At 70.5% G+C, this 17,664-nt stretch carries 17 protein-coding genes; 3 read left to right on the top strand and 14 right to left on the bottom strand.

The features are described 5' to 3' along the window. The first annotated feature begins 9 nt into the window (after positions 1 to 9). On the top strand, positions 10 to 435 hold the full coding sequence (locus ASC98_RS02205; RefSeq protein WP_056803834.1) for a BLUF domain-containing protein: 426 nt from the start codon (positions 10 to 12) through the stop codon (positions 433 to 435). On the opposite strand, the gene ASC98_RS31435 is transcribed toward ASC98_RS02205, so the two are convergent. The 4 genes from ASC98_RS31435 to ASC98_RS02185 form a co-directional block, all read right to left on the bottom strand. After that, positions 419 to 2,350: a M48 family metalloprotease gene (locus ASC98_RS31435; protein ID WP_056803830.1), complete on the bottom strand. Its 1,932-nt coding sequence runs from the start codon at positions 2,348 to 2,350 to the stop codon at positions 419 to 421. The two genes, ASC98_RS02205 and ASC98_RS31435, sit on opposite strands and share 17 nt — an antisense overlap. 13 nt (positions 2,351 to 2,363) lie before the next feature. After that, positions 2,364 to 2,957 carry a LemA family protein gene (locus ASC98_RS02195; protein WP_056803827.1) on the bottom strand — a complete coding sequence of 198 codons (594 nt, stop codon included), beginning with the start codon at positions 2,955 to 2,957 and terminating at the stop codon, positions 2,364 to 2,366. A 72-nt stretch (positions 2,958 to 3,029) separates the two neighbouring features. Continuing rightward, complete coding sequence (locus ASC98_RS02190) at positions 3,030 to 3,830, bottom strand: tetratricopeptide repeat protein (RefSeq protein ID WP_056803824.1); 801 nt, start codon at positions 3,828 to 3,830, stop codon at positions 3,030 to 3,032. Beyond that, positions 3,827 to 5,875: a bifunctional 2',3'-cyclic-nucleotide 2'-phosphodiesterase/3'-nucleotidase gene (locus ASC98_RS02185; RefSeq protein ID WP_056803821.1), complete on the bottom strand. Its 2,049-nt coding sequence runs from the start codon at positions 5,873 to 5,875 to the stop codon at positions 3,827 to 3,829. Before ASC98_RS02185 ends, ASC98_RS02190 begins: the two co-directional genes overlap by 4 nt. 151 nt (positions 5,876 to 6,026) lie before the next feature. Between ASC98_RS02185 and ASC98_RS02180 the strand changes: the two genes are divergently transcribed. After that, a complete protein-coding gene (locus ASC98_RS02180) occupies positions 6,027 to 6,782 on the top strand; it encodes a sulfite exporter TauE/SafE family protein (RefSeq protein WP_056803819.1) in 756 nt (251 codons plus the stop codon). Between the two features lie 22 nt (positions 6,783 to 6,804). After that, entirely contained in the window at positions 6,805 to 7,521 is a 717-nt protein-coding gene (locus ASC98_RS02175; protein ID WP_056803816.1) for a helix-turn-helix transcriptional regulator, read from the top strand. On the opposite strand, the gene queC is transcribed toward ASC98_RS02175, so the two are convergent. From queC to ASC98_RS02125, 10 genes are all read right to left on the bottom strand, one after another. After that, positions 7,479 to 8,216: a 7-cyano-7-deazaguanine synthase QueC gene (gene queC, locus ASC98_RS02170; RefSeq protein ID WP_056803812.1), complete on the bottom strand. Its 738-nt coding sequence runs from the start codon at positions 8,214 to 8,216 to the stop codon at positions 7,479 to 7,481. The genes ASC98_RS02175 and queC overlap by 43 nt on opposite strands. Then, on the bottom strand, positions 8,213 to 9,493 hold the full coding sequence (locus ASC98_RS02165; RefSeq protein ID WP_056803809.1) for a glutamate-5-semialdehyde dehydrogenase: 1,281 nt from the start codon (positions 9,491 to 9,493) through the stop codon (positions 8,213 to 8,215). The genes queC and ASC98_RS02165 overlap by 4 nt, the downstream gene beginning before the upstream one ends. 118 nt (positions 9,494 to 9,611) lie before the next feature. After that, the gene (locus ASC98_RS02160; protein ID WP_056803806.1) at positions 9,612 to 10,616 is read right to left on the bottom strand and encodes a dipeptide ABC transporter ATP-binding protein; all 1,005 of its coding nucleotides are present in this window, start codon (positions 10,614 to 10,616) and stop codon (positions 9,612 to 9,614) included. Further along, complete coding sequence (locus ASC98_RS02155) at positions 10,613 to 11,584, bottom strand: ABC transporter ATP-binding protein (protein ID WP_056803803.1); 972 nt, start codon at positions 11,582 to 11,584, stop codon at positions 10,613 to 10,615. The genes ASC98_RS02160 and ASC98_RS02155 overlap by 4 nt, the downstream gene beginning before the upstream one ends. Positions 11,585 to 11,589: 5 nt before the next feature. Further along, the gene (locus tag ASC98_RS02150) at positions 11,590 to 12,507 is read right to left on the bottom strand and encodes an ABC transporter permease subunit (protein WP_056803800.1); all 918 of its coding nucleotides are present in this window, start codon (positions 12,505 to 12,507) and stop codon (positions 11,590 to 11,592) included. A gap of 10 nt (positions 12,508 to 12,517) precedes the next feature. Continuing rightward, positions 12,518 to 13,525: an ABC transporter permease subunit gene (locus ASC98_RS02145; RefSeq protein ID WP_056803797.1), complete on the bottom strand. Its 1,008-nt coding sequence runs from the start codon at positions 13,523 to 13,525 to the stop codon at positions 12,518 to 12,520. 103 nt (positions 13,526 to 13,628) lie between these two features. Further along, positions 13,629 to 15,236 (bottom strand): ABC transporter substrate-binding protein, encoded by a 1,608-nt coding sequence (locus ASC98_RS02140; protein WP_056803794.1) that lies wholly within the window; start codon positions 15,234 to 15,236, stop codon positions 13,629 to 13,631. 85 nt (positions 15,237 to 15,321) lie between these two features. Next, on the bottom strand, positions 15,322 to 16,299 hold the full coding sequence (locus ASC98_RS02135; protein WP_056803792.1) for an AEC family transporter: 978 nt from the start codon (positions 16,297 to 16,299) through the stop codon (positions 15,322 to 15,324). A gap of 27 nt (positions 16,300 to 16,326) precedes the next feature. Beyond that, the gene (locus ASC98_RS02130; RefSeq protein WP_056803788.1) at positions 16,327 to 16,539 is read right to left on the bottom strand and encodes a hypothetical protein; all 213 of its coding nucleotides are present in this window, start codon (positions 16,537 to 16,539) and stop codon (positions 16,327 to 16,329) included. Between the two features lie 117 nt (positions 16,540 to 16,656). Continuing rightward, complete coding sequence (locus ASC98_RS02125) at positions 16,657 to 17,472, bottom strand: phosphate/phosphite/phosphonate ABC transporter substrate-binding protein (protein ID WP_056803785.1); 816 nt, start codon at positions 17,470 to 17,472, stop codon at positions 16,657 to 16,659. Positions 17,473 to 17,664: the final 192 nt, after the last annotated feature.

Raw genomic sequence — 17,664 nt, 5'->3', positions numbered from 1 at the left:
GGATTCCCCATGCTCGTGCGCCTGATGTACGCCAGCCGTGCCGCCGCGTCGATGGACAACGAGACGCTCGCGGCCATCATGAAGAAATCGCGCGCCCACAACCCGCAGGTCGGCGTGACCGGCGTGCTGTGCTTCTCGGGCGGCATCTTCCTGCAGGTGCTCGAAGGCGGCCGGCTGCCGGTGAGCCTGCTGTACAACCGCATCGCCAACGATGCGCGCCACCACGACGTGGCGCTGCTGCGCTACGAGGAGATCGGCGAGCGCCGCTTCGCCGGCTGGGCGATGGGCCAGGTGCAGATGAACATGCTGAACCCGGCGCTGCTGCTGAAGTACTCCGAGAAGGCCGAGCTCGATCCGTATGCGGTGTCGGGCGAGGTCTCGATGGCGCTGTTCGACGAACTGGTCGCCACCGCGTCGGTCATGTGCCTGAACTGATGGCGGCCGGCAACTCGATGTAGTGCCGCGCCAGCTCGGGCGGCATCGGCGAGTCGAGCAGCAACCCGGCCAGCCGCAGCGCATCGGCCGCACCGTCCGACAGCCGGTTCAGCGGGCTCGCGGCCAGCGCCGCCTCCAGCCAGGCGCGCACCAGCACCGGCCGCAGCATCCACGGCAGGCCCTGCACGACGGCCAGCGCCTGCGCCACCTCGTCGGCATCCGGCAGTTCGGGTGCCGGCACGATGGCGCCGCGCACCCAGCGCTTCATCACCGCCTGGTACCAGGCGGTGCCGGTCTCGAGCTCGCCATCGGGCACCAGGCGCGACAGGAAGGCGGTCAGCCGCGCCACCTGCAGCAGCGCCGATTCGGGCAGGTCGGCCACGTCGTTGCTGGTGCCGGCGCTCGGGCTCGGCGGGCGCGCTTCGCCCAGCCGGTGCCGCAACGCCAGCCAGTGCAGCCGGTCGATCGGTCGCACTTGGCCGTCGGCCGCCATCACCCGGCGCGCCGCTTCGACGACGTCCTGCCGGTCGTGCAGCGGCGCGCGCGCGATGCGCCCGAGCAGCACTTCGAGCCACGGCAGGCGCGCCGCGGCGCTCAGCTTCTTGACCTCGTCGCGCAGCGCATCGGCGGTGCTCAGGCCCTTGGTCTCGTCGCGCCAGGCGCGGCGCTCGCGCTGGCTGCCGGGCGTCGCGATCAGCGCCAGCAGCACCGCCCGCATCTCGCCGGGGCCGTGCACACGCGCGAGGCGATCGATCGCCTCGCGCTCGTCGTCATCTGACTTCGGGCGGGGTTGCGGCAGCGTGCCGCTGGGGTCGGGTGTCTCTGGCATGGGGACAGCATAGGCGATGGAAGACGCGGTGCCAGCCAACGCGGCGGGCGGGACCGGGGCGTGCGCGCGGCGCGGCTCCTCGGCCTCGCCGATCGCCAGCGTCGGGGCGGCCAGCGGCCCGAGCACGCGGCCCTGGATGCGGCGCACGCGTTCGGCCAGCGGCGGGTGCGTGGACAACCAGCCGGGCTGTGCCTGCATCAGCTGGCCGGCCAGCAGGCGCGACGGCACCCGCAGCAGCCCGGCCTCGTGCGCGTCGACCTGGTGCCAGATCTTGCGCAGCGTGCCGCCCAGGCCGTCGCGGCTGCGGGTGAACTGCACCGCGCTGGCATCGGCCAGCAACTCGCGCTGCCGCGAGACGGCAGCCTGCAGCACCCGGCCGGCGACCCAGCCCAGGCCGCCGGCGGCGATGAAGACCGGGCCGACCAGCACGCCGGGGAAGCTGCGGTCGCCGTCTTCGTCGGCGTCGAACAGGCGGTGGCCGTAGCCGTGCACCAGCGACAGGCCCCACACCAGCGCGAGCAGCACCATGTGCAGGCGCAGGTCGCCGTTGTGGATGTGGCCGAACTCGTGCGCGACCAGGCCCTGCAGCTCGTCGCGGGTCAGCCGCTGCAGCGCGCCGCGCGTCACCGCGACCACCGATTCCTGCGGCGACCAGCCGGCCGCGAAGGCATTGATCGCCTGCTCGCGCTCCAGCAGGTAGACGCGCGGGCGCGGCAGGCCGGACGCGAGCGCCATCTCGTCGACGATGTTCAGCAGCCGGCGCTCGGTGACGTCGCGCGGGTCCGTCAGCTCGCGCCCGCCGGCCCATTCGGCCACGTGCGCGCCGCCACCGCTGCGCAGCCGCTGCGTCTCGATGCCGCAGCCGCCGAGCACGAACACCAGCACGATGGCGGTGTTCGTCTCGAAGAAGAGCGGCGGGAGGTAGAGGAAGCCGGGGTCGCGCAGCAGCAGCACGCTGCCGCCCCACCAGAGCCCGCACAGTGCCGCGTTGACCGCCAGCACCAGCGCGGCAAGCAGCAGCACGAACAGCGCCAGCAGGCGCAGCGTGGCCTGGCGGGTCTCGTGCTGCTGGTCGCGAAAGCGCACGGGGGCGTGCGGGCTACAGCTGCACGCGCACCGCGGCGCGCTCGGCCTCGTTCGTGGTGGCCTGCAGCATCGCCGCCTCGCGGAAGCCGAACAGCGCGGCCAGCAGGCGGGTCGGGAACTGCTGCGCGGCGATGTTGTAGTCGAGGGCCGCGTCGTTGAACAGCTGGCGCGAGAAAGCGACCTTGTTCTCGGTGCTGGTCAGCTCCTCGGACAACTCGCGCAGGCTCTGGTCGGCCTTCAGCTCGGGATAGGCCTCGACCAGCGCCATCAGCCGGCCCATCGCCGAGCCGAGCACGCCCTCGGCCATCGCGAGGCTGGTGACCGGCCCGGCGGCGCCGGGGCGCGAACGCGCCAGGTCGGCCGCCGCCTTGGCCTGGTTGCGCGCGGCGGCCACCGCCTCCAGCGTCTCGCGCTCGTGGGCCACGTACTTGCGGGCGACCTCGACCAGGTTCGGGATCAGGTCGTAGCGGCGCTTGAGCTGCACGTCGATCTGCGCAAAGGCATTGCCGATCACGTTGCGCAGCCGCACCAGGCGGTTGTAGGCGCCGACGGCCCAGAAGACCAGCACGGCGACGAGGATCCAGGCGACGATTTGGGGAGTGCTCATGAAGGCGGCACTCTACGCCAGCAGCGGCCCGCCCCGCGACGGAACGCGGCCGCCGCGCCAACAAGCACCGGTTCAGCGCTCGACCGGCGGGTGTTTCAGCGAATGCGCCACTTCGGCCAGCGCCTCGCGCGCCTGGTCGCTGTCGCGCGCCAGGCCCAGTTCGCCGCGTTCGTAGGCCATCGCCAAGGCCTGGTGGGCCGGCGGGTATTCCAGCGCGGCCGCCTCGCGGTACAGCGCCAGCGCACGGGCTTCGTCGCGCGGCACGCCGTTGCCTTCGCGCGTGGCGTTGGCGAGCAGGAACAGCGCTTGCGGATCGTGCGCCTGCGCGGCCTGCGCGAGCCAGCGCGCCGCGGCGACCGGATCCTGCGCGCGGCGCGCCATCAGCCCGCGCTGCAGCGCCGCACCGGCATGGCCCGCCGCGGCGGCCCGTTCGAAATCGCGCGCCGCGTACGCTTCGGCGTGCAGCGCAGCCGATTGCAGGTGCAGCCGGCCCAGCAGGTACGACGCCTGCGCGTCGCCTTGCCGCTGCGCCGCCTCCAGCCAGTGAACCGCCTCGGCACGGTCCGCCCCCTCGGTCGATGCCAGCACGCTGCCGAGCGCCTGCTGCGCCGGTGCCGCGCCGCCTTGCGCGCGGTAGCGCAGCTGCTGCAGCGCCTGCGCGTCGCGGCCGGCCCCGGCACGCACCGCCAACTGCTCGGTCGACACGGCGGCCATCGCCGCGCGCTCGGACGAGCCGTTGCGCACGGACAGGCCCGCTGCCAGCGCCGCAGTGGCCGCCGCCAGCGCGACCAGCGCCCAGAAGAAGGTGCGGTCGGCCGGCAGCGCCGTCGGCGTCAGGTCATCGGTCGCCGCGGTCGTCACGGTGGCACTCACTGCGCCAGGTCGATCGCGTAGACCGACAGGCTCTTGCCGCTGCCGTCGTCCGCCTGCTGCAGCGTGATGCCGGACAGGCCGGCCGCCTGCGCCAGCGCGAGCTGGCCGGTCGCCGACTTGAAGGTCACCGGCCCAGCCGTCGTCACCTTCGTGAAGCGCCAGCTGCGGTGCGAGCCGTTGCCCGCGCGGGTCAGGTTCTTCGCGGTCTTGATGTAGGCGATCAGCGCATCGCGGTTGGCATCGGGCGACGCGTAGATCGTCTTGCTGCCGTCCAGCCCCGGGAAGCTGCCGCCGCCGCTGGCGCGGTAGTTGTTGGTCGCGACGACGAACTGCGCGGCCGCGTCGATCGCCGCACCCTTGTACATCAGGCTCCTGATGCGGCTACCGACCGGTTGCGTCACGTCGATCTCGTACTGCATGTCGGCCGACGTGAACATGTCGAAGTTGTAGCCCGGGTAGCTGCTGACCAGCTCCTGCGCCGTGGTCAGCGCCGGGTTGATCGTGTTGAAGCGCTTGGCCGCGGTCTCCAGCCAGGCCTTGATGTCGGCGCCGGTCACCTTCACCGCGTAGAGGGTGTTCGGGTACAGGTACAGGTCGGCGGCGTTGTTGATCGCGAGCGGGCCGGCAGCCACGTCGGTGAAATCGGCACCTCCGGCAAAGCCCGACTTGAACGGCGCGCTGACCGACAGCACCGGCAGCGTCTTGAACTCCGGCATGTTGGCCTGGATGTAGCTCGACACGTAGTCCGCCTGCGCCTGGTTGACGATCTCGATCGCGCCGGGTTCGCCCACGTCGGCGAAGTAGGTCGTCATGCGGAAGTCGGTCGTGCCGACCGGCGTCCTGACGTACGCGATCGTCGCCTGGTGCTCCGCCTCGATCAGCGGCGCGACCGTCGCGTCGACGGCGACATAGGTCTTGTCGGCGTTCTGCGTCGAGCGCGCCTGCACCGTGGTCTTCGCCGTGTCGACGCTCCACTTGCTGCCGTCGTGCTTCAGCGACAGCCCGATCACGCCGAGGTGCTTGCCCCAGAAGTTGGCCATCACGGTCGGCACGCCGTTGACGGTGCCCTTGGCCTTGTCGACGCCGGTCTGGTTGAACTGGCCGACGGTGCTGGCGGCGTCCGGGAAGATCTGGTGCGAATGGCCGATCAGCATCGCGTCGACGCCGGCCACCTTCGACAGGTGCCAGCTGCCGTTCTCCAGCGTCGGCGAGTAGGCCGAGCTGTCGAGCCCGCCGTGCGAGATCACGACGATCAGCTCGGCGCCCTTGGCCTTCATCTCGGGGATGAACTTCTCGGCGGTCTCCTTCACGCCCTCGGTGTAGACCTTGCCGTCGAGCCAGCGCTTGTCCCAGGCCAGGATGGTCGGCGGCGCGAAGCCGATGAAGCCGACCTTGACCGGCACGCTGATGTCCTGGCCGGCCGGGTCCTTGGCCTTCAGCGTCTTCGTGACGATGGTGTAGGGCGTGAACAGCGGCTGCCGGCTCTTGACGCTGTAGACGTTGGCCAGCACCTGCGGGAAGGCCGGGCCGGCGCACTTGGGCTGCGTGCCGACGGCCGGCATGCCGTCGACGTCGAACTTGCTGCCGGTGACCTGCGCGAGGTAGGGCAGGCCGTAGTTGAACTCGTGGTTGCCGATGCCGCCCACGTCGTAGCCGGCGGCGTTCATGGCCTTGTAGATCGCGAGCGTGTCGGTGCAGGCCACCGGGTTCACCAGCGCCTGGTAGTCCGACAGCGCCGTGCCCTGGATGGTGTCGCCGTTGTCGACCAGCAGCGTGTTCGCGAACTCGGCGCGCGCGGCCTTGATCAGCGTCGAGGTGCGCTCGAAGCCGAGCGAGGTGTCGCCGGCGAGCTTGAAGTAGTCGTAGCTGCGCACGTTGGTGTGCAGGTCGGTGGTCTCCAGCAGCGCGAGCTGCGCGGTGCTGCCGGCTGCGATGGTCGGCGTGCTCGGCGGCGGCGCGTCGTCGTCGCTGCCGCCGCAGGCCAGCAGGCCGGCGCCCACGGCGATGGCACCCAGGCTCCAACCGATTCCAAGCTTCAACGTCATCTGAACTCCTCGTGGTGTGGTCGCCGTGGGGCGAAGCGGGGAGTGTCGCGACGACATGTGGCAGGTCTGTGACTTCCGATGCTTCGATCCAGCCCGAAGCCACCGGCGGGTCGCCGGAGCGACGATGGCGGCATCGCTTCCGGGACTTTCCATGACTTCCATCGACCTGTCGTTCCTGCTGGCCTTCGCCGGCTTCGTCTTCGCCCTCGCCGGCTTCGTCAAGGGCGTGATCGGCCTCGGCCTGCCGACCATCTCGATGGGCCTGCTGAGCGTCGTGATGCCGCCGGCGCAGGCGGCCGCGCTGCTGGTGGTGCCGTCGTTCGTCACCAACCTGTGGCAGATCGCCGGGCCCGGCTTCGGCGCACTGCTGCGCCGGCTGGCGCCGCTGCTGGCCGGCGTGTGCGTCGGCGTCGCGCTGGGCGCCGGCTGGCTGGGCGCCGGCCATGCGCCGGGCTGGGCCGGCCTCGCGCTCGGGCTGTCGCTGCTGGCCTATGCGAGCCTCGGGCTGCTGTCGGTGCGGCTGCAGGTGCCGCCGCGCTGGGAGCGCTGGCTCGCGCTGCCGGTCGGCGTGGCCACCGGCCTGGTCACCGCGGCGACCGGTGTGTTCGTGATCCCGGCGGTGCCCTACCTGCAGGCGCTCGGCCTCGCGAAGGACGAGCTGGTGCGCGCGCTCGGCATCTCGTTCCTGGTGTCGACGATCGCGCTGGCCGTCAGCCTGCGCCACGGCGGCACGCTCGATGCGCAGGCCGCTGGCAGTTCGCTGCTCGCGCTGCTGCCGGCGCTGCTCGGCATGGGCCTCGGCCAGCGGCTGCGGCGGGCGGTGCAGCCGGACGCCTTCAAACGCGTCTTCTTCGCCGGGCTGTGGCTGCTTGGCGCGTATCTGGCACTGCGGTCGGCACTGGCCTGACCCGGCATGCGAGGATCGCGCGATGAGCCACCCGGAACCCCGCTTCGCCCGCATCGCCGCGATGATCGGCGACCCGACCCGCGCCCGCATGCTGGCCGCGCTGATGGGCGGCCAGTACCTGGCGGCCGGCGAGCTGGCCGAGGTGGCCGGCGTCACCGCGCAGACCGCCAGCACGCACCTGGCGCAACTGGTCGACAACGAGCTGGTCGTCGTGCGCACGCAGGGCCGGCACCGCTACTTCCGGCTGGCCGATGCCGACATCGGCCATGCGCTCGAAGCCCTGTCGCTGGTGGCCGAGCGCGCCGCCAGCGCCGACAAGTGGAACCACGGCGCCTACAAGCCGCTGAAGGCCGCGCGCACCTGCTACAGCCACCTGGCCGGCGAGCTGGGCGTCGCGCTGTTCGACGGGCTGCTGGCGCGCGGCACGCTGGCGCCGCGCGACGGCCAGTTCGTGCTGACCGATGTCGGCCGGCACGAACTGCAGACGCTCGGGGTCGCCGTACCGGCGGCCGGCTCGAAGCGCCAGGCCTATGCCTGCCTGGACTGGTCGGAGCGCCGCGACCACCTGGCCGGTGCGCTGGCCGTCAACCTGCTGGACCACGCGATCGCGCACGGCTGGCTGCGCCGCGTCGACGGCTCGCGCGCGCTGACGCTGACGCCGGACGGCCGGCGCGCGCTCGCACCGTGGCTCGCGGTTCAGCCGGCGCGTTCGGTGTCGGCGAACGGCATCGCGCCGTGACGCCGCCAGGCCCCGTAGCCGCGCGCCCGCAGCGCGCAGGCGGGGCACTGGCCGCAGCCGTAGCCCCATTCGTGCCGCAGCGTGCGTTCGCCGAGGTAGCAGGTGTGGGTGTGCTCGACGACGATGTCGGTCAGCGGCTCGCCGCCCAGCTCGGCGGTCAGCGCCCAGGTCTGCGCCTTGTCGAGCCACATCAGCGGCGTCTCGATCGTCATCGGCGTGTCCATGCCCAGGCTCAGCGCCACCTGCTGCGCCTTCAGCGTGTTGTCGCGGCAATCGGGATAGCCCGAGAAGTCGGTTTCGCACATGCCGCCGACCAGCACGCTGAGGCCGCGGCGGTAGGCCACCGCGGCGGCGAACGTGAAGAACAGCAGGTTGCGGCCCGGCACGAAGGTGTTCGGCAGGCCGCTCGCGTTCATCTCGATGGCGCGCGACTTGGTCAGCGCGGTGTCGGAGATCTGGCCGAGCAGCTGCAGGTCGAGCAGGTGGTCGTCGCCGAGCTTGCCGGCCCAGCGCGGGAACTTCGCATGCAGTTGCGCGCGCACGTTCAGCCGGCACTCCAGCTCGACGACGTGGCGCTGGCCGTAGTCGAAGCCGATGGTCTCGACGTGGGCGTAGCTTTCGAGCGCCCACGCGAGGCAGGCGGTGGAATCCTGGCCGCCGGAGAACAGCACCAGCGCCGAACGGGGATCGCTCATGTCCGCACTTCTCCCTGGCCGAGCACGACCCATTTCATCGACGTCAGCCCCTCCAGCCCGACCGGCCCGCGCGCATGGAACTTGTCGGTGCTGATGCCGATCTCGGCACCCAGCCCGTACTCGAAGCCGTCGGCGAAGCGCGTGCTCGCGTTGACCATCACGCTGGCCGAATCGACCTCGCGCAGGAAGCGCATCGCATGGCCGTGGTGCTCGGTGAGGATGGCGTCGGTGTGGTGCGAGCCGTGGCGGTTGATGTGCGCGATGGCCTCGTCGAGGTCGGCCACCAGCTTCACGCTGATGACCGGCGCGAGGTATTCCTCGTTCCAGTCCTGCTCGGTCGCGGCCACGAGCGCCAGCCCGGCCACCGGCTGCAGCAGTGCGAGCGCCGCCGCGTCGCAGCGCATCTCGACGCCCTTCGGCGCCCACAGCGCGCCCAGGCGCGGCAGGAAGGCGGCGGCGACGTCGCGGTGCACCAGCAGCGATTCGGCCGCATTGCAGGGGCTGTACTTCTGCGTCTTCGCGTTGTCGGTCACGCGCAGCGCGAGGTCGAGGTCGGCCTGCGCATCAACGTAGACATGGCAGTTGCCGTCCAGGTGCTTGATGACCGGCACGCGCGCCTCGCGGCTGATGCGCTCGATCAGGCCCTTGCCGCCGCGCGGGATGATCACGTCGACCGCTTCCGGCGATGCGATCAGGTGGCCGACGGCGGCGCGGTCGGTGGTCTGCACCAGCTGCACCGCGTCGGGCGGCAGGCCGGCCTCGGCGAGCGCGGCCTGCACCAGCTTCCACAGCGCGAGGTTCGAGTGGATGGCCTCGGAGCCGCCGCGCAGGATGCAGGCATTGCCGCTCTTGATCGCGAGCGACGCGGCTTCGATGGTCACGTTCGGGCGGCTCTCGTAGATCATGCCGAACACGCCGAGCGGCACGCGCATCTGGCCGACGCTGATGCCGCTCGGCCGGCGGCGCAGCCCGGTGATCTCGCCGATCGGGTCGGGCATCGCGGCGATCTGCTCGCAGCCTTCGGCGACGGTGGCCAGCACCTTCGGCGTCAGCCTGAGCCGGTCGACCATCGGCGCCGCCAGGCCGGCGGCGATGGCGGCATCGATGTCCAACTGGTTGGCCTGGGCCAGCAAGGGGCCGTCTTCGCGCAGCCGGCGGGCCAGCGCCAGCAGCGAGGCGTTCTTCGCGGCGGTGGAGGCCGCGGCCATCCTGCTGCTGGCCGCGCGGGCGGCCGCGCCCATGTGGGCGATCACGGCCTGGAGGTCGGTCGAAGTCATCCGCGCATTCTCGCAGGATGACCACCCCTCGCCCAGTGGGTACACCGGACGGTCCCCCGAGGGGACGCGGCCGGCTTGGGGCGGCCCGGCGCTCGGCCCCTGCGCCGTTCCCCGCCCGTTACGCCAGCTCGGCCGACCGGTGGCACGCCGCCCACTGCCCCGGCGCCACCTCGGCCAGCAACGGAGCCTCGACGCGGCAGCGCTCGATCGCATGCGGGCAGCGCTTGTGGAACGCGCAGCCGCTCGGTGGGTTCAGCGGCGACGGCAGCTCGCCGGCCAGCACTGCCTTCTGCGCGCGCGAGGCCGCATCGATGCGCGGCGTGCTCGCCAGCAGCGCCCGCGTGTACGGATGGCGCGGCGCGGCGAACAGCTGCCGCTTCGGCGCCTTCTCGACCACCTTGCCGAGGTACATCACCAGCACCTCGTCGGCGATCAGCTCGACCACCGCCAGGTTGTGCGAGATGAAGACGTAGGCCACCTGCGTCTCTTCCTGCAGGTCCATCAGCAGGTTCAGCACCTGGGCCTGGATCGACACGTCGAGCGCCGACACCGGCTCGTCGGCGACGACGATGCGCGGCTGCAGCATCAGCGCACGCGCGATCGCGACGCGCTGGCGCTGGCCGCCGGAGAACATGTGCGGGTAGCGCTGGTGGAACTCCGGACGCAGCCCGACGCGCGCCATCATCGCGCGCGCCCGCTCGGTGCGCTCGGTGGCCGACAGCGTGGTGTTGATGGCCAGCGGCTCCTCGAGCGCATGGCCGATGCGCTTGCGCGGGTTCAGGCTCGCGAACGGGTTCTGGAACACCATCTGCACCTCGCGGCGCAGCCGCTTGCGCGTGGCCGCATCGGCGCTCGCGACGTCGACGCCGCCCAGCACCAGGTGGCCGCTGGTCGGCGTCTCGATCATCGTGATCTGGCGCGCCAGCGTGCTCTTGCCGCAGCCGGATTCGCCGACCACGGCCAGCGTGCGGCCGGCATGGACCTCGAACGACACGCCGTCGAGTGCACGGGCCAGCGCCTTCGGCTTCAGGAAGCCTTGCGAGACCGGGTAGTGTTTCGCCAGGTCGTTGGCGACCAGCACGGTGGCATCCCGACCGTCCTGAGCCTGTCGAAGGACCGTCATGCCGCCACCTCGGTCAACGGAAAGAAGCAGCGCGCCTGCGCGCCGTCGGGCCCGACCAGCGCCGGCCGCTCGGCACGGCAGCGGTCCTGCACGCGCGGGCAGCGCGGCGACAGCAGGCAGCCGCCCGGCCGGTCCCAGGCCCCCGGCACCACGCCGGGCATCGAGTTCAACCGGCGCTGGCCGATGTTGTGCTCCGGCAGCGCCGACAGCAGCGCCGCGGTGTACGGGTGGCGCGGCGCCTCGAAGATGCGCGGCACGCCGGCCGTCTCGACCACCTCGCCGGCGTACATCACCTGCACCCGTTGCGCGACCTCGGCCACCACGCCCAGGTCGTGCGTGATCAGCATCAGCGCCATGCCGCGTTCGCGCTGCAGCCGCAGCAGCAGCGCCAGCATCTGCGCCTGGATCGTCACGTCGAGCGCGGTGGTCGGCTCGTCGGCGATCAGCAGCCGCGGGTTGCAGGCGATCGCCATCGCGACCATCACCCGCTGGCTCATGCCGCCCGACAGCTGGTGCGGAAAGGCATCGAGCCGGCGCTCGGCGTCGGGGATCTCGACATCCTTCAGCAGCTGCAGCGCGCGGGCGCGCAGCGCCTTCTTCGAGCCGCCTTCGTGGATGCGCAGCGTCTCCATCAGCTGGTAGGCCACCGTGAAGCAGGGGTTCAGGCTGCTCATCGGGTCCTGGAAGATCATCGCGATGTCGCGGCCGAGCATCTGCCGGCGCTGCTTCAGCGGCATCGCCAGCAGGTCGTGGCCGTCGAAGCGCAGCGCCTGCGCCGAGACCCGGCCGGGCTCGTCGATCAGCCCCATCAGCGCGAGCGCGGTCACGCTCTTGCCCGAACCCGATTCGCCGACGATGCCCACCACCTCGCCCGCGTCGATGCGCAGGCTGACGCCGTCGACCGCCTTGAACGGCGACACGGTCGAGCCGAACTCGACCCGCAGTTGATCCACTTCCAGCAAAGGCATCGGTCTTATCTCTTCAGCTTCGGGTCCAGCGCGTCGCGCAGGCCGTCGCCCATCAGGTTGAAGGCCAGCACCGACACCAGGATCGCGAGACCCGGCAGCGTGACGACCCACCAGGCGCTCTGGATGAACTCCAGCGCGCTGGCCAGCATCGAGCCCCACTCGGGCGTCGGCGGCTGCGCGCCGAGGCCGAGGAAGCCGAGCGCGGCCGCATCGAGGATCGCGGTCGAGAAGCCGAGCGTGGCCTGCACGATCAGCGGCGCGGCGCAGTTCGGCAGCACGGTGTCGAACATCAGCCGGAACGTGCCGGCACCGGCCAGCCGCGACGCGGCGACGTAGTCCTTGCCCAACTCGCCGATCACCGCGGCGCGCGTCAGGCGCACGAAGTGCGGCAGCATCACGATCGCGATCGCGTACATCGCGTTCATCAGCCCGGGGCCGAGGATCGCGACCACCGAGACCGCCAGCAGCAGGCTGGGCAGCGCCAGCATGATGTCCATCAGCCGCATGATCGTGAACTCGGTGGCGCCGCGGAAGAAGCCGGCCAGCAGGCCCAGCACCACGCCGATGCTCAGCGACAGCCCGACCGACACCAGCCCGATCAGCAGCGACAGCCGCGTGCCGTGGATCAGCCGCGACAGCACGTCGCGCCCGACCGGGTCGGTGCCGAGCAGGAAGCGGTGGCCGTTGACCGGCTCCCACGACGGCGCATGCAGCGTCGCATCGCGGTACTGCTCCGAGGGCGAGTAGGGCGCGATCACGTCGGCCAGCAGCGCGCACAGCAGCAGCGCGACGACGATGGCCAAGCCGATGATCGCGCCGCGGTTGCGGCGGAAGTCGCGCCACAGCTCGGCGAGTTGCGTCGGGGGCGTGCCGGTGTCGGGCGGGGCGGCGATGGCGGCTTGCGGAGAGCTTGCTTGATTCATGGTGCCGCCCTCAGTGGTGCCGGATGCGCGGGTTGATCACGCCGTACAGCAGGTCGACCACCAGGTTGACCGCGATGATCACCGTGGCCGACATCAGGATGCCGCCCTGCACCGCCGGGTAGTCGCGGCGGTGGATGGCCTCGACCAGCCACTTGCCGATGCCGGGCCACGAGAAGATGGTTTCGGTGAGGATCGCGCCGGCCAGCATCGTGCCGACCTGCAGCCCGACCGTCGTGACGACCGGGATCAGCGCATTGCGCAGCGCATGGATGCCGACCACGCGCCAGGTCGACGCGCCCTTCGCGCGCGCGGTGCGCACGTAGTCTTCGCGCAGCACCTCGAGCATCGACGAACGCGTCATGCGCGCGATCACCGCCAGCGGGATGGTGCCGAGCGCGACCGCCGGCAGGATCAGGTGCGAGACCGCGCTGCGAAACGCGCCGGTGTCGTCGGACAGCAGCGAATCGATCAGCATGAAGCCGGTGACCGTCGGGATGTCGAACTGGATCGCGATGCGGCCCGACACCGGCGTCCAGCCGAGCGTGACCGAGAAGAACAGGATCAGCAGCAGGCCCCACCAGAAGATCGGCATCGAATAGCCGGTCAGCGACGCGCCCATCACGCTGTAGTCGTAGACGGTGTTGCGCTTCATCGCGGCCAGGATGCCGGCCGGCAGGCCGATCGCGAGCGCGAGGAACAACGCGACCATCGACAGCTCGATGGTGGCCGGGAACAGCGTCAGGAACTCGCGGAACACCGGCTCGTGCGTGATGGTCGACAGCCCCAGGTCGCCGTGCAGCGCGCGCCAGACGTAGTCGAGGTACTGCTGCCACAGCGGGCGGTCGAGGCCGAACTCGTGCACCAGGCGCGTGTAGCGCTCGGGCGTCATGCCGCGCTCGCCGGACATGGCTTCGACGGGGTCGCCCGGCAACAGGCGGATCAGCGAGAACACCAGCAGGGTGATGCCGAGGAAGGTCGGCAGCACCAGGGACAGGCGCTTGGCGAGGAAGGAAATCATTTGAATGGTGGCCGGAGAGAAGGCGGGCCGAGCGCCGGGCCGCCCCAAGCCGGCCCGCATCCCCTCGGGGGATCGGCCGGCGTACCCGCCGGCCGAGGGGTCGTCACTTCGCGAGGTCGACCTTGGTGAAGTAATGGTGCGCGGTCGCATCCATCTTGTAGCCGATCACTTCCTTGCGCACCGGATCGAAGCGCACCGAATGGGCGATCGGGATCCACGGCGCTTCTTCGTGCACGATGTCCTGGGCCTTCGAGTACAGCGCGGCGCGGTCGGACTGCTTCGTCACCGCCTTGGCCTTCTGCACCAGCTCCTCGAAGCCCTTGTCGCACCAGCGCGCGACGTTGCCGCCGCCCTTCACCGCCGAGCAACCCAGCAGCGGCACGAAGAAGTTGTCGGGGTCGCCGTTGTCGCCGGACCAGCCGAACATCATCGCGTGCTGCTCGCCGGTCTTGCTGCGCTTGCGGTACTCGCCCCATTCGAAGGTGATCAGCTTGGTCTTCACGCCAATCTTCTCCCAGTCGGCCTGGATCAGCTCGGCCATGCGCTTGCCGTCCGGGTTGTACGGGCGGGTCACCGGCAGGTACCACAGCTCGACCTCGGTGCCGTTCGGAAAGCCCGCCTTGGCCAGCAGGTCCTTCGCCTTCGCCGGGTCATAGGCGTAGTCGGTGACCTTGTCGTTGTACGACCAGAGGGTCGGCGGGATCGGGTTCTTGGCCTGCTGGCCGGCACCCTGGAACACCGAGTCGAGGATCGCCTTCTTGTTGACGGCCATGCTCAGCGCCTGGCGCACCTGCTTGTTGTCGAACGGCTTCTTCTCGACGTTGAACGCGATGTAGCCGACGTTCAGGCCGTTCTGCTGCACCAGGTTGATGTTCGGGTCGGTCTTCATCAGCGCGACGTCGGCCGGCTTCGGGAAGGCCATCACGTGGCACTCGCCGGTCTTCAGCTTGGCATAGCGCACCGATGCGTCGGTGGTGATCGCGAACACCAGGTTGTCGATCTTCGGGCGGCCGCCCCAGTAGGCGTCGAAGGCCTTGTAGCGGATCACCGCGTCCTTCTGGTACGAGACGAACTGGAACGGGCCGGTGCCCACCGGCTCGCGGTCGAGCGCCTCCGGCGTGCCGGCGGCCTTCATCTTCTCGCCGTATTCGGCCGACAGGATCGACGCGAAGTCCATCGCCATGTTGGCCATGAACGGCGCCTCGGGCTTCTTCAGCACGAACTTCACCGTCAGCGCGTCGACCTTCTCGACGTGGTCGACGATGTCCTTCATGCCCATGTCCTCGAAGTACGCGTAGGTCGCGCCCGGCTGGGTCTTGGCCAGCGGGTGGTTCGGGTCGGCCATGCGGTTGTACGAGAACAGCACGTCGTCGGCGTTGAAGTCGCGCGTCGGCGTGAACTTCGAGGTGCTGTGGAACTTGACGCCCTTGCGCAGCTTGAAGGTGTAGCTCAGGCCGTCGGCGGCGGCGGTCCAGCTCTCGGCGAGCGCCGGGATGATGTTGGTGGTGCCGGTGTCGAACTCGACCAGGCGGTTGAACATCGGCACGGACACCGCGTCGAACGTGGTGCCGGTGGTGTAGTACTGCGGATTGAAGCCTTCCGGGCTGCCCTCGGAGCAGTAGACCAGCGTCTTGGCCGCGAACGATGCGCCCGCACAGGCCAGCAGGCAGGTGGCCGCAAGGGCCTTCAAGGGGAAGCCGCGAAGTTTCATGGGGGTGGGTCCTGAGAAGGGTTGTCCAACGTCTGAAGGAAAAGCGCCGCCTTGTGGGCAGCGCGGCGGATGATAGCGCGCTGGCCTAGGCCAGCCGGCCGGGCAACCACAGCCACAACGGTGCGGTCAGCATGTAGCCGCAGGTCGACAGCACGATCGCCGCGGTGGTCTCGGCTTCGAGTGCCGCATAGCGCTGCGCGAAGATCAGCGCATTGCTGCCGATCGGCAATGCCGCCGCCATCACCACCACCGCCAGCGGCAGCCCCGCGAGCCCGAAGCCCCAGTGGCCGACGACCAGCACCAGGGCCGGCAGCACCAGCAGCTTCAGCACCGAGATCACCACGGCACCGCGCACGGCGCCCTGGACGCCGTAGTACGCAAGGGACATGCCAATCAGCACCAGGCACAGCGGCACGACCGGCAGGCCGAGCTGGACCAGCACCTCGTCGAGCACCGCCGGCATCGCGAGGCCCGACAGGTTCCAGGCCAGCCCGGCCAGCACCGGCAGCGTCACCGGGTGGACGATGGTGTTGCGGGCGGTGCGCGCCAGCGTGCGCCCCAGGTGCGCGCTCGATTGCCCCTGCCTGACGCGTTCGTGCGCCAGGTCGAGCTCGACCAGCGCGGTCAGCACCGTCAGCAGCGTCAACGCATGCAGGCTGACGATCGCGACGTGGATCTCGAGCCCCGCTTCGCCGAAGACGGCGGTGACCAGCGGGATCCCGACCTGCACCGTGTTGCCGAAGCTCGCCGAGATCGCCCGCACGCTGGGCGCGGCGGTCGCGAGGCGGCCGGCGTGCACCCGCGGGCGCTGCCAGGCGTAGACGCTGAGCAGCAGCACCAGCACCGGCGCGAAGAACGCGAGCAGCGTGCCCCACGGCATGCCGGCGAGGTCGAGCCGCGACGTGGTGCGGAACAGCAGCGCCGGAACGAACAGGTAGAACGCGGCGTTGCCCAGCACGCGCGCGGGGTCGTTCTCGCCCAGCCAGCGCAGGCGGCCGGCGAGGTAGCCGAGGGCGACGACGAGAAAGATGGCGAGGAGCTTGAACAGTACCGGCAGCGACATCGCGCCAGTATCGATCAAGCCCTCCGGTCACCCGGGTGCGGCCGACGTGGCCGCTGCGGGCGCGACCCGCTTCGTCGGCATGCTCACCCAGTAGACCTTGACGCCCCGTCCGAGGGCGGCGCGATCGATGGAGGCCACCCTTTGCTGGTCGACCTCCTGGGTGGATCCGCCCGGCAGGCCGGCGCAGGCGCCGAGCAGCAACACGGGCACGACACTGAACGCACGAACAACACGCAGCATGGCGGGCTCCTCGGAAAACGTTACCGGCTTTCCGAGATTAGGCGGCGGTGGCCGACAGTTCAACCAGCACGAACCCAGGTCCGGATCCGTCGCGTGGGCGCCGGATCCGCTGGCGGCTCACAGCCCCAGCCAGGTCCCGACCGCCATCATCGCGGCGTCGTCGTAGCGCACGAAGCCCTGGAACTTGGTCGGTTCGAGCTTCTTGCGGCCTTCTTCGCTGCCGTCCAGACCGAGCAGGTACTCGCGCACCTTCTCGACCTGCTCGGCCGACAGGTTCGGGCTCGCGATGATGTGCTTGATCGGCACCGGCTTGGACTTGAACATCACCTTGCCGCCCTTGGCCAGCCAGTCCTTGACGACCGCGTTCGACGCGGTCGCGCCGGCCTGCGTCAGGTTGTTCTCGACGAAGAACGGCACCGCGTCCTGGTAGCGGGTGTAGGTGGTGGCGACCAGCTTCGGGTCGCCGATCGCGTCGCGCAAGGTCGCGCGCACCATCCACGCGGTGATCGAGTCTTCGTCCGGCGCCCCGAGCTTGCGGCCCTTCAGGTCGGCCAGCGAGGTCACCGGCGAGTCGGCCTTGACGAGGAAGCTGGCCCGGTACTCCAGGAAGCCCTTGGTCACCGCGACCAGCTTGTAGCCCGGGCTCTTGATCGCGGCGATCGAGATGTGCGCCGGGTGCACCATCGCCAGGTCGTAGCTCTTCTCGGCCAGCCCGCGCTTGAGCGACGGGTAGTCGCCGATCGGCTCGATGCTGACCGGCTGCTTCAGGATCTTGCTCAGGTCGGCCGCGATCGCGGCGTACTTGGCGCGGATCTCTTCGGCCGGGACGCGGTAGGTCACGCCCTCGTTGACCGCAAAGACCAGGGCCTGGGCCCACGGCGCACAGGCGAACAGCGCCACGGCGGCCAGCCAACGGAAGTCACGCAGTTTCATTCGGGATCCCTGTTCCTGTGTTGGACGCTTGCGGCCTCCCACGACAGGGCCGCGCCGCCGCATCACCCCGGTGCAGGTCGGTCGTCGGTGTGGGACGACCGGTGACCGCGCCGAGTGTGTGCGCACTTGTAGTGGGCGCAGTGTCGCACTACACAGGAGTCACAACACGCCGCTACGAGAGACTCGTTGTGA

Origin of the sequence: Rhizobacter sp. Root1238, from assembly GCF_001425825.1 — a bacterium.
Classification (GTDB): domain Bacteria; phylum Pseudomonadota; class Gammaproteobacteria; order Burkholderiales; family Burkholderiaceae_C; genus Rhizobacter.
Note: the sequence above shows the minus strand (reverse complement) of the source record. Positions and strands in the feature narration are given on the sequence as shown.

What these genes read in the sequence shown, in the direction of transcription:
- ASC98_RS02205 (WP_056803834.1), top strand. Translation starts at nt 10, where the DNA reads ATGCTCGTGCGCCTGATGTACGCCAGCCGTGCCGCCGCGTCGATGGAC.
- ASC98_RS02195 (WP_056803827.1), bottom strand. Translation starts at nt 2,957, where the DNA reads ATGAGCACTCCCCAAATCGTCGCCTGGATCCTCGTCGCCGTGCTGGTC.
- ASC98_RS02185 (WP_056803821.1), bottom strand. Translation starts at nt 5,875, where the DNA reads ATGACGTTGAAGCTTGGAATCGGTTGGAGCCTGGGTGCCATCGCCGTG.
- ASC98_RS02180 (WP_056803819.1), top strand. Translation starts at nt 6,027, where the DNA reads ATGACTTCCATCGACCTGTCGTTCCTGCTGGCCTTCGCCGGCTTCGTC.
- ASC98_RS02175 (WP_056803816.1), top strand. Translation starts at nt 6,805, where the DNA reads ATGAGCCACCCGGAACCCCGCTTCGCCCGCATCGCCGCGATGATCGGC.
- queC (WP_056803812.1), bottom strand. Translation starts at nt 8,216, where the DNA reads ATGAGCGATCCCCGTTCGGCGCTGGTGCTGTTCTCCGGCGGCCAGGAT.
- ASC98_RS02165 (WP_056803809.1), bottom strand. Translation starts at nt 9,493, where the DNA reads ATGACTTCGACCGACCTCCAGGCCGTGATCGCCCACATGGGCGCGGCC.
- ASC98_RS02160 (WP_056803806.1), bottom strand. Translation starts at nt 10,616, where the DNA reads ATGACGGTCCTTCGACAGGCTCAGGACGGTCGGGATGCCACCGTGCTG.
- ASC98_RS02155 (WP_056803803.1), bottom strand. Translation starts at nt 11,584, where the DNA reads ATGCCTTTGCTGGAAGTGGATCAACTGCGGGTCGAGTTCGGCTCGACC.
- ASC98_RS02150 (WP_056803800.1), bottom strand. Translation starts at nt 12,507, where the DNA reads ATGAATCAAGCAAGCTCTCCGCAAGCCGCCATCGCCGCCCCGCCCGAC.
- ASC98_RS02145 (WP_056803797.1), bottom strand. Translation starts at nt 13,525, where the DNA reads ATGATTTCCTTCCTCGCCAAGCGCCTGTCCCTGGTGCTGCCGACCTTC.
- ASC98_RS02140 (WP_056803794.1), bottom strand. Translation starts at nt 15,236, where the DNA reads ATGAAACTTCGCGGCTTCCCCTTGAAGGCCCTTGCGGCCACCTGCCTG.
- ASC98_RS02135 (WP_056803792.1), bottom strand. Translation starts at nt 16,299, where the DNA reads ATGTCGCTGCCGGTACTGTTCAAGCTCCTCGCCATCTTTCTCGTCGTC.
- ASC98_RS02130 (WP_056803788.1), bottom strand. Translation starts at nt 16,539, where the DNA reads ATGCTGCGTGTTGTTCGTGCGTTCAGTGTCGTGCCCGTGTTGCTGCTC.
- ASC98_RS02125 (WP_056803785.1), bottom strand. Translation starts at nt 17,472, where the DNA reads ATGAAACTGCGTGACTTCCGTTGGCTGGCCGCCGTGGCGCTGTTCGCC.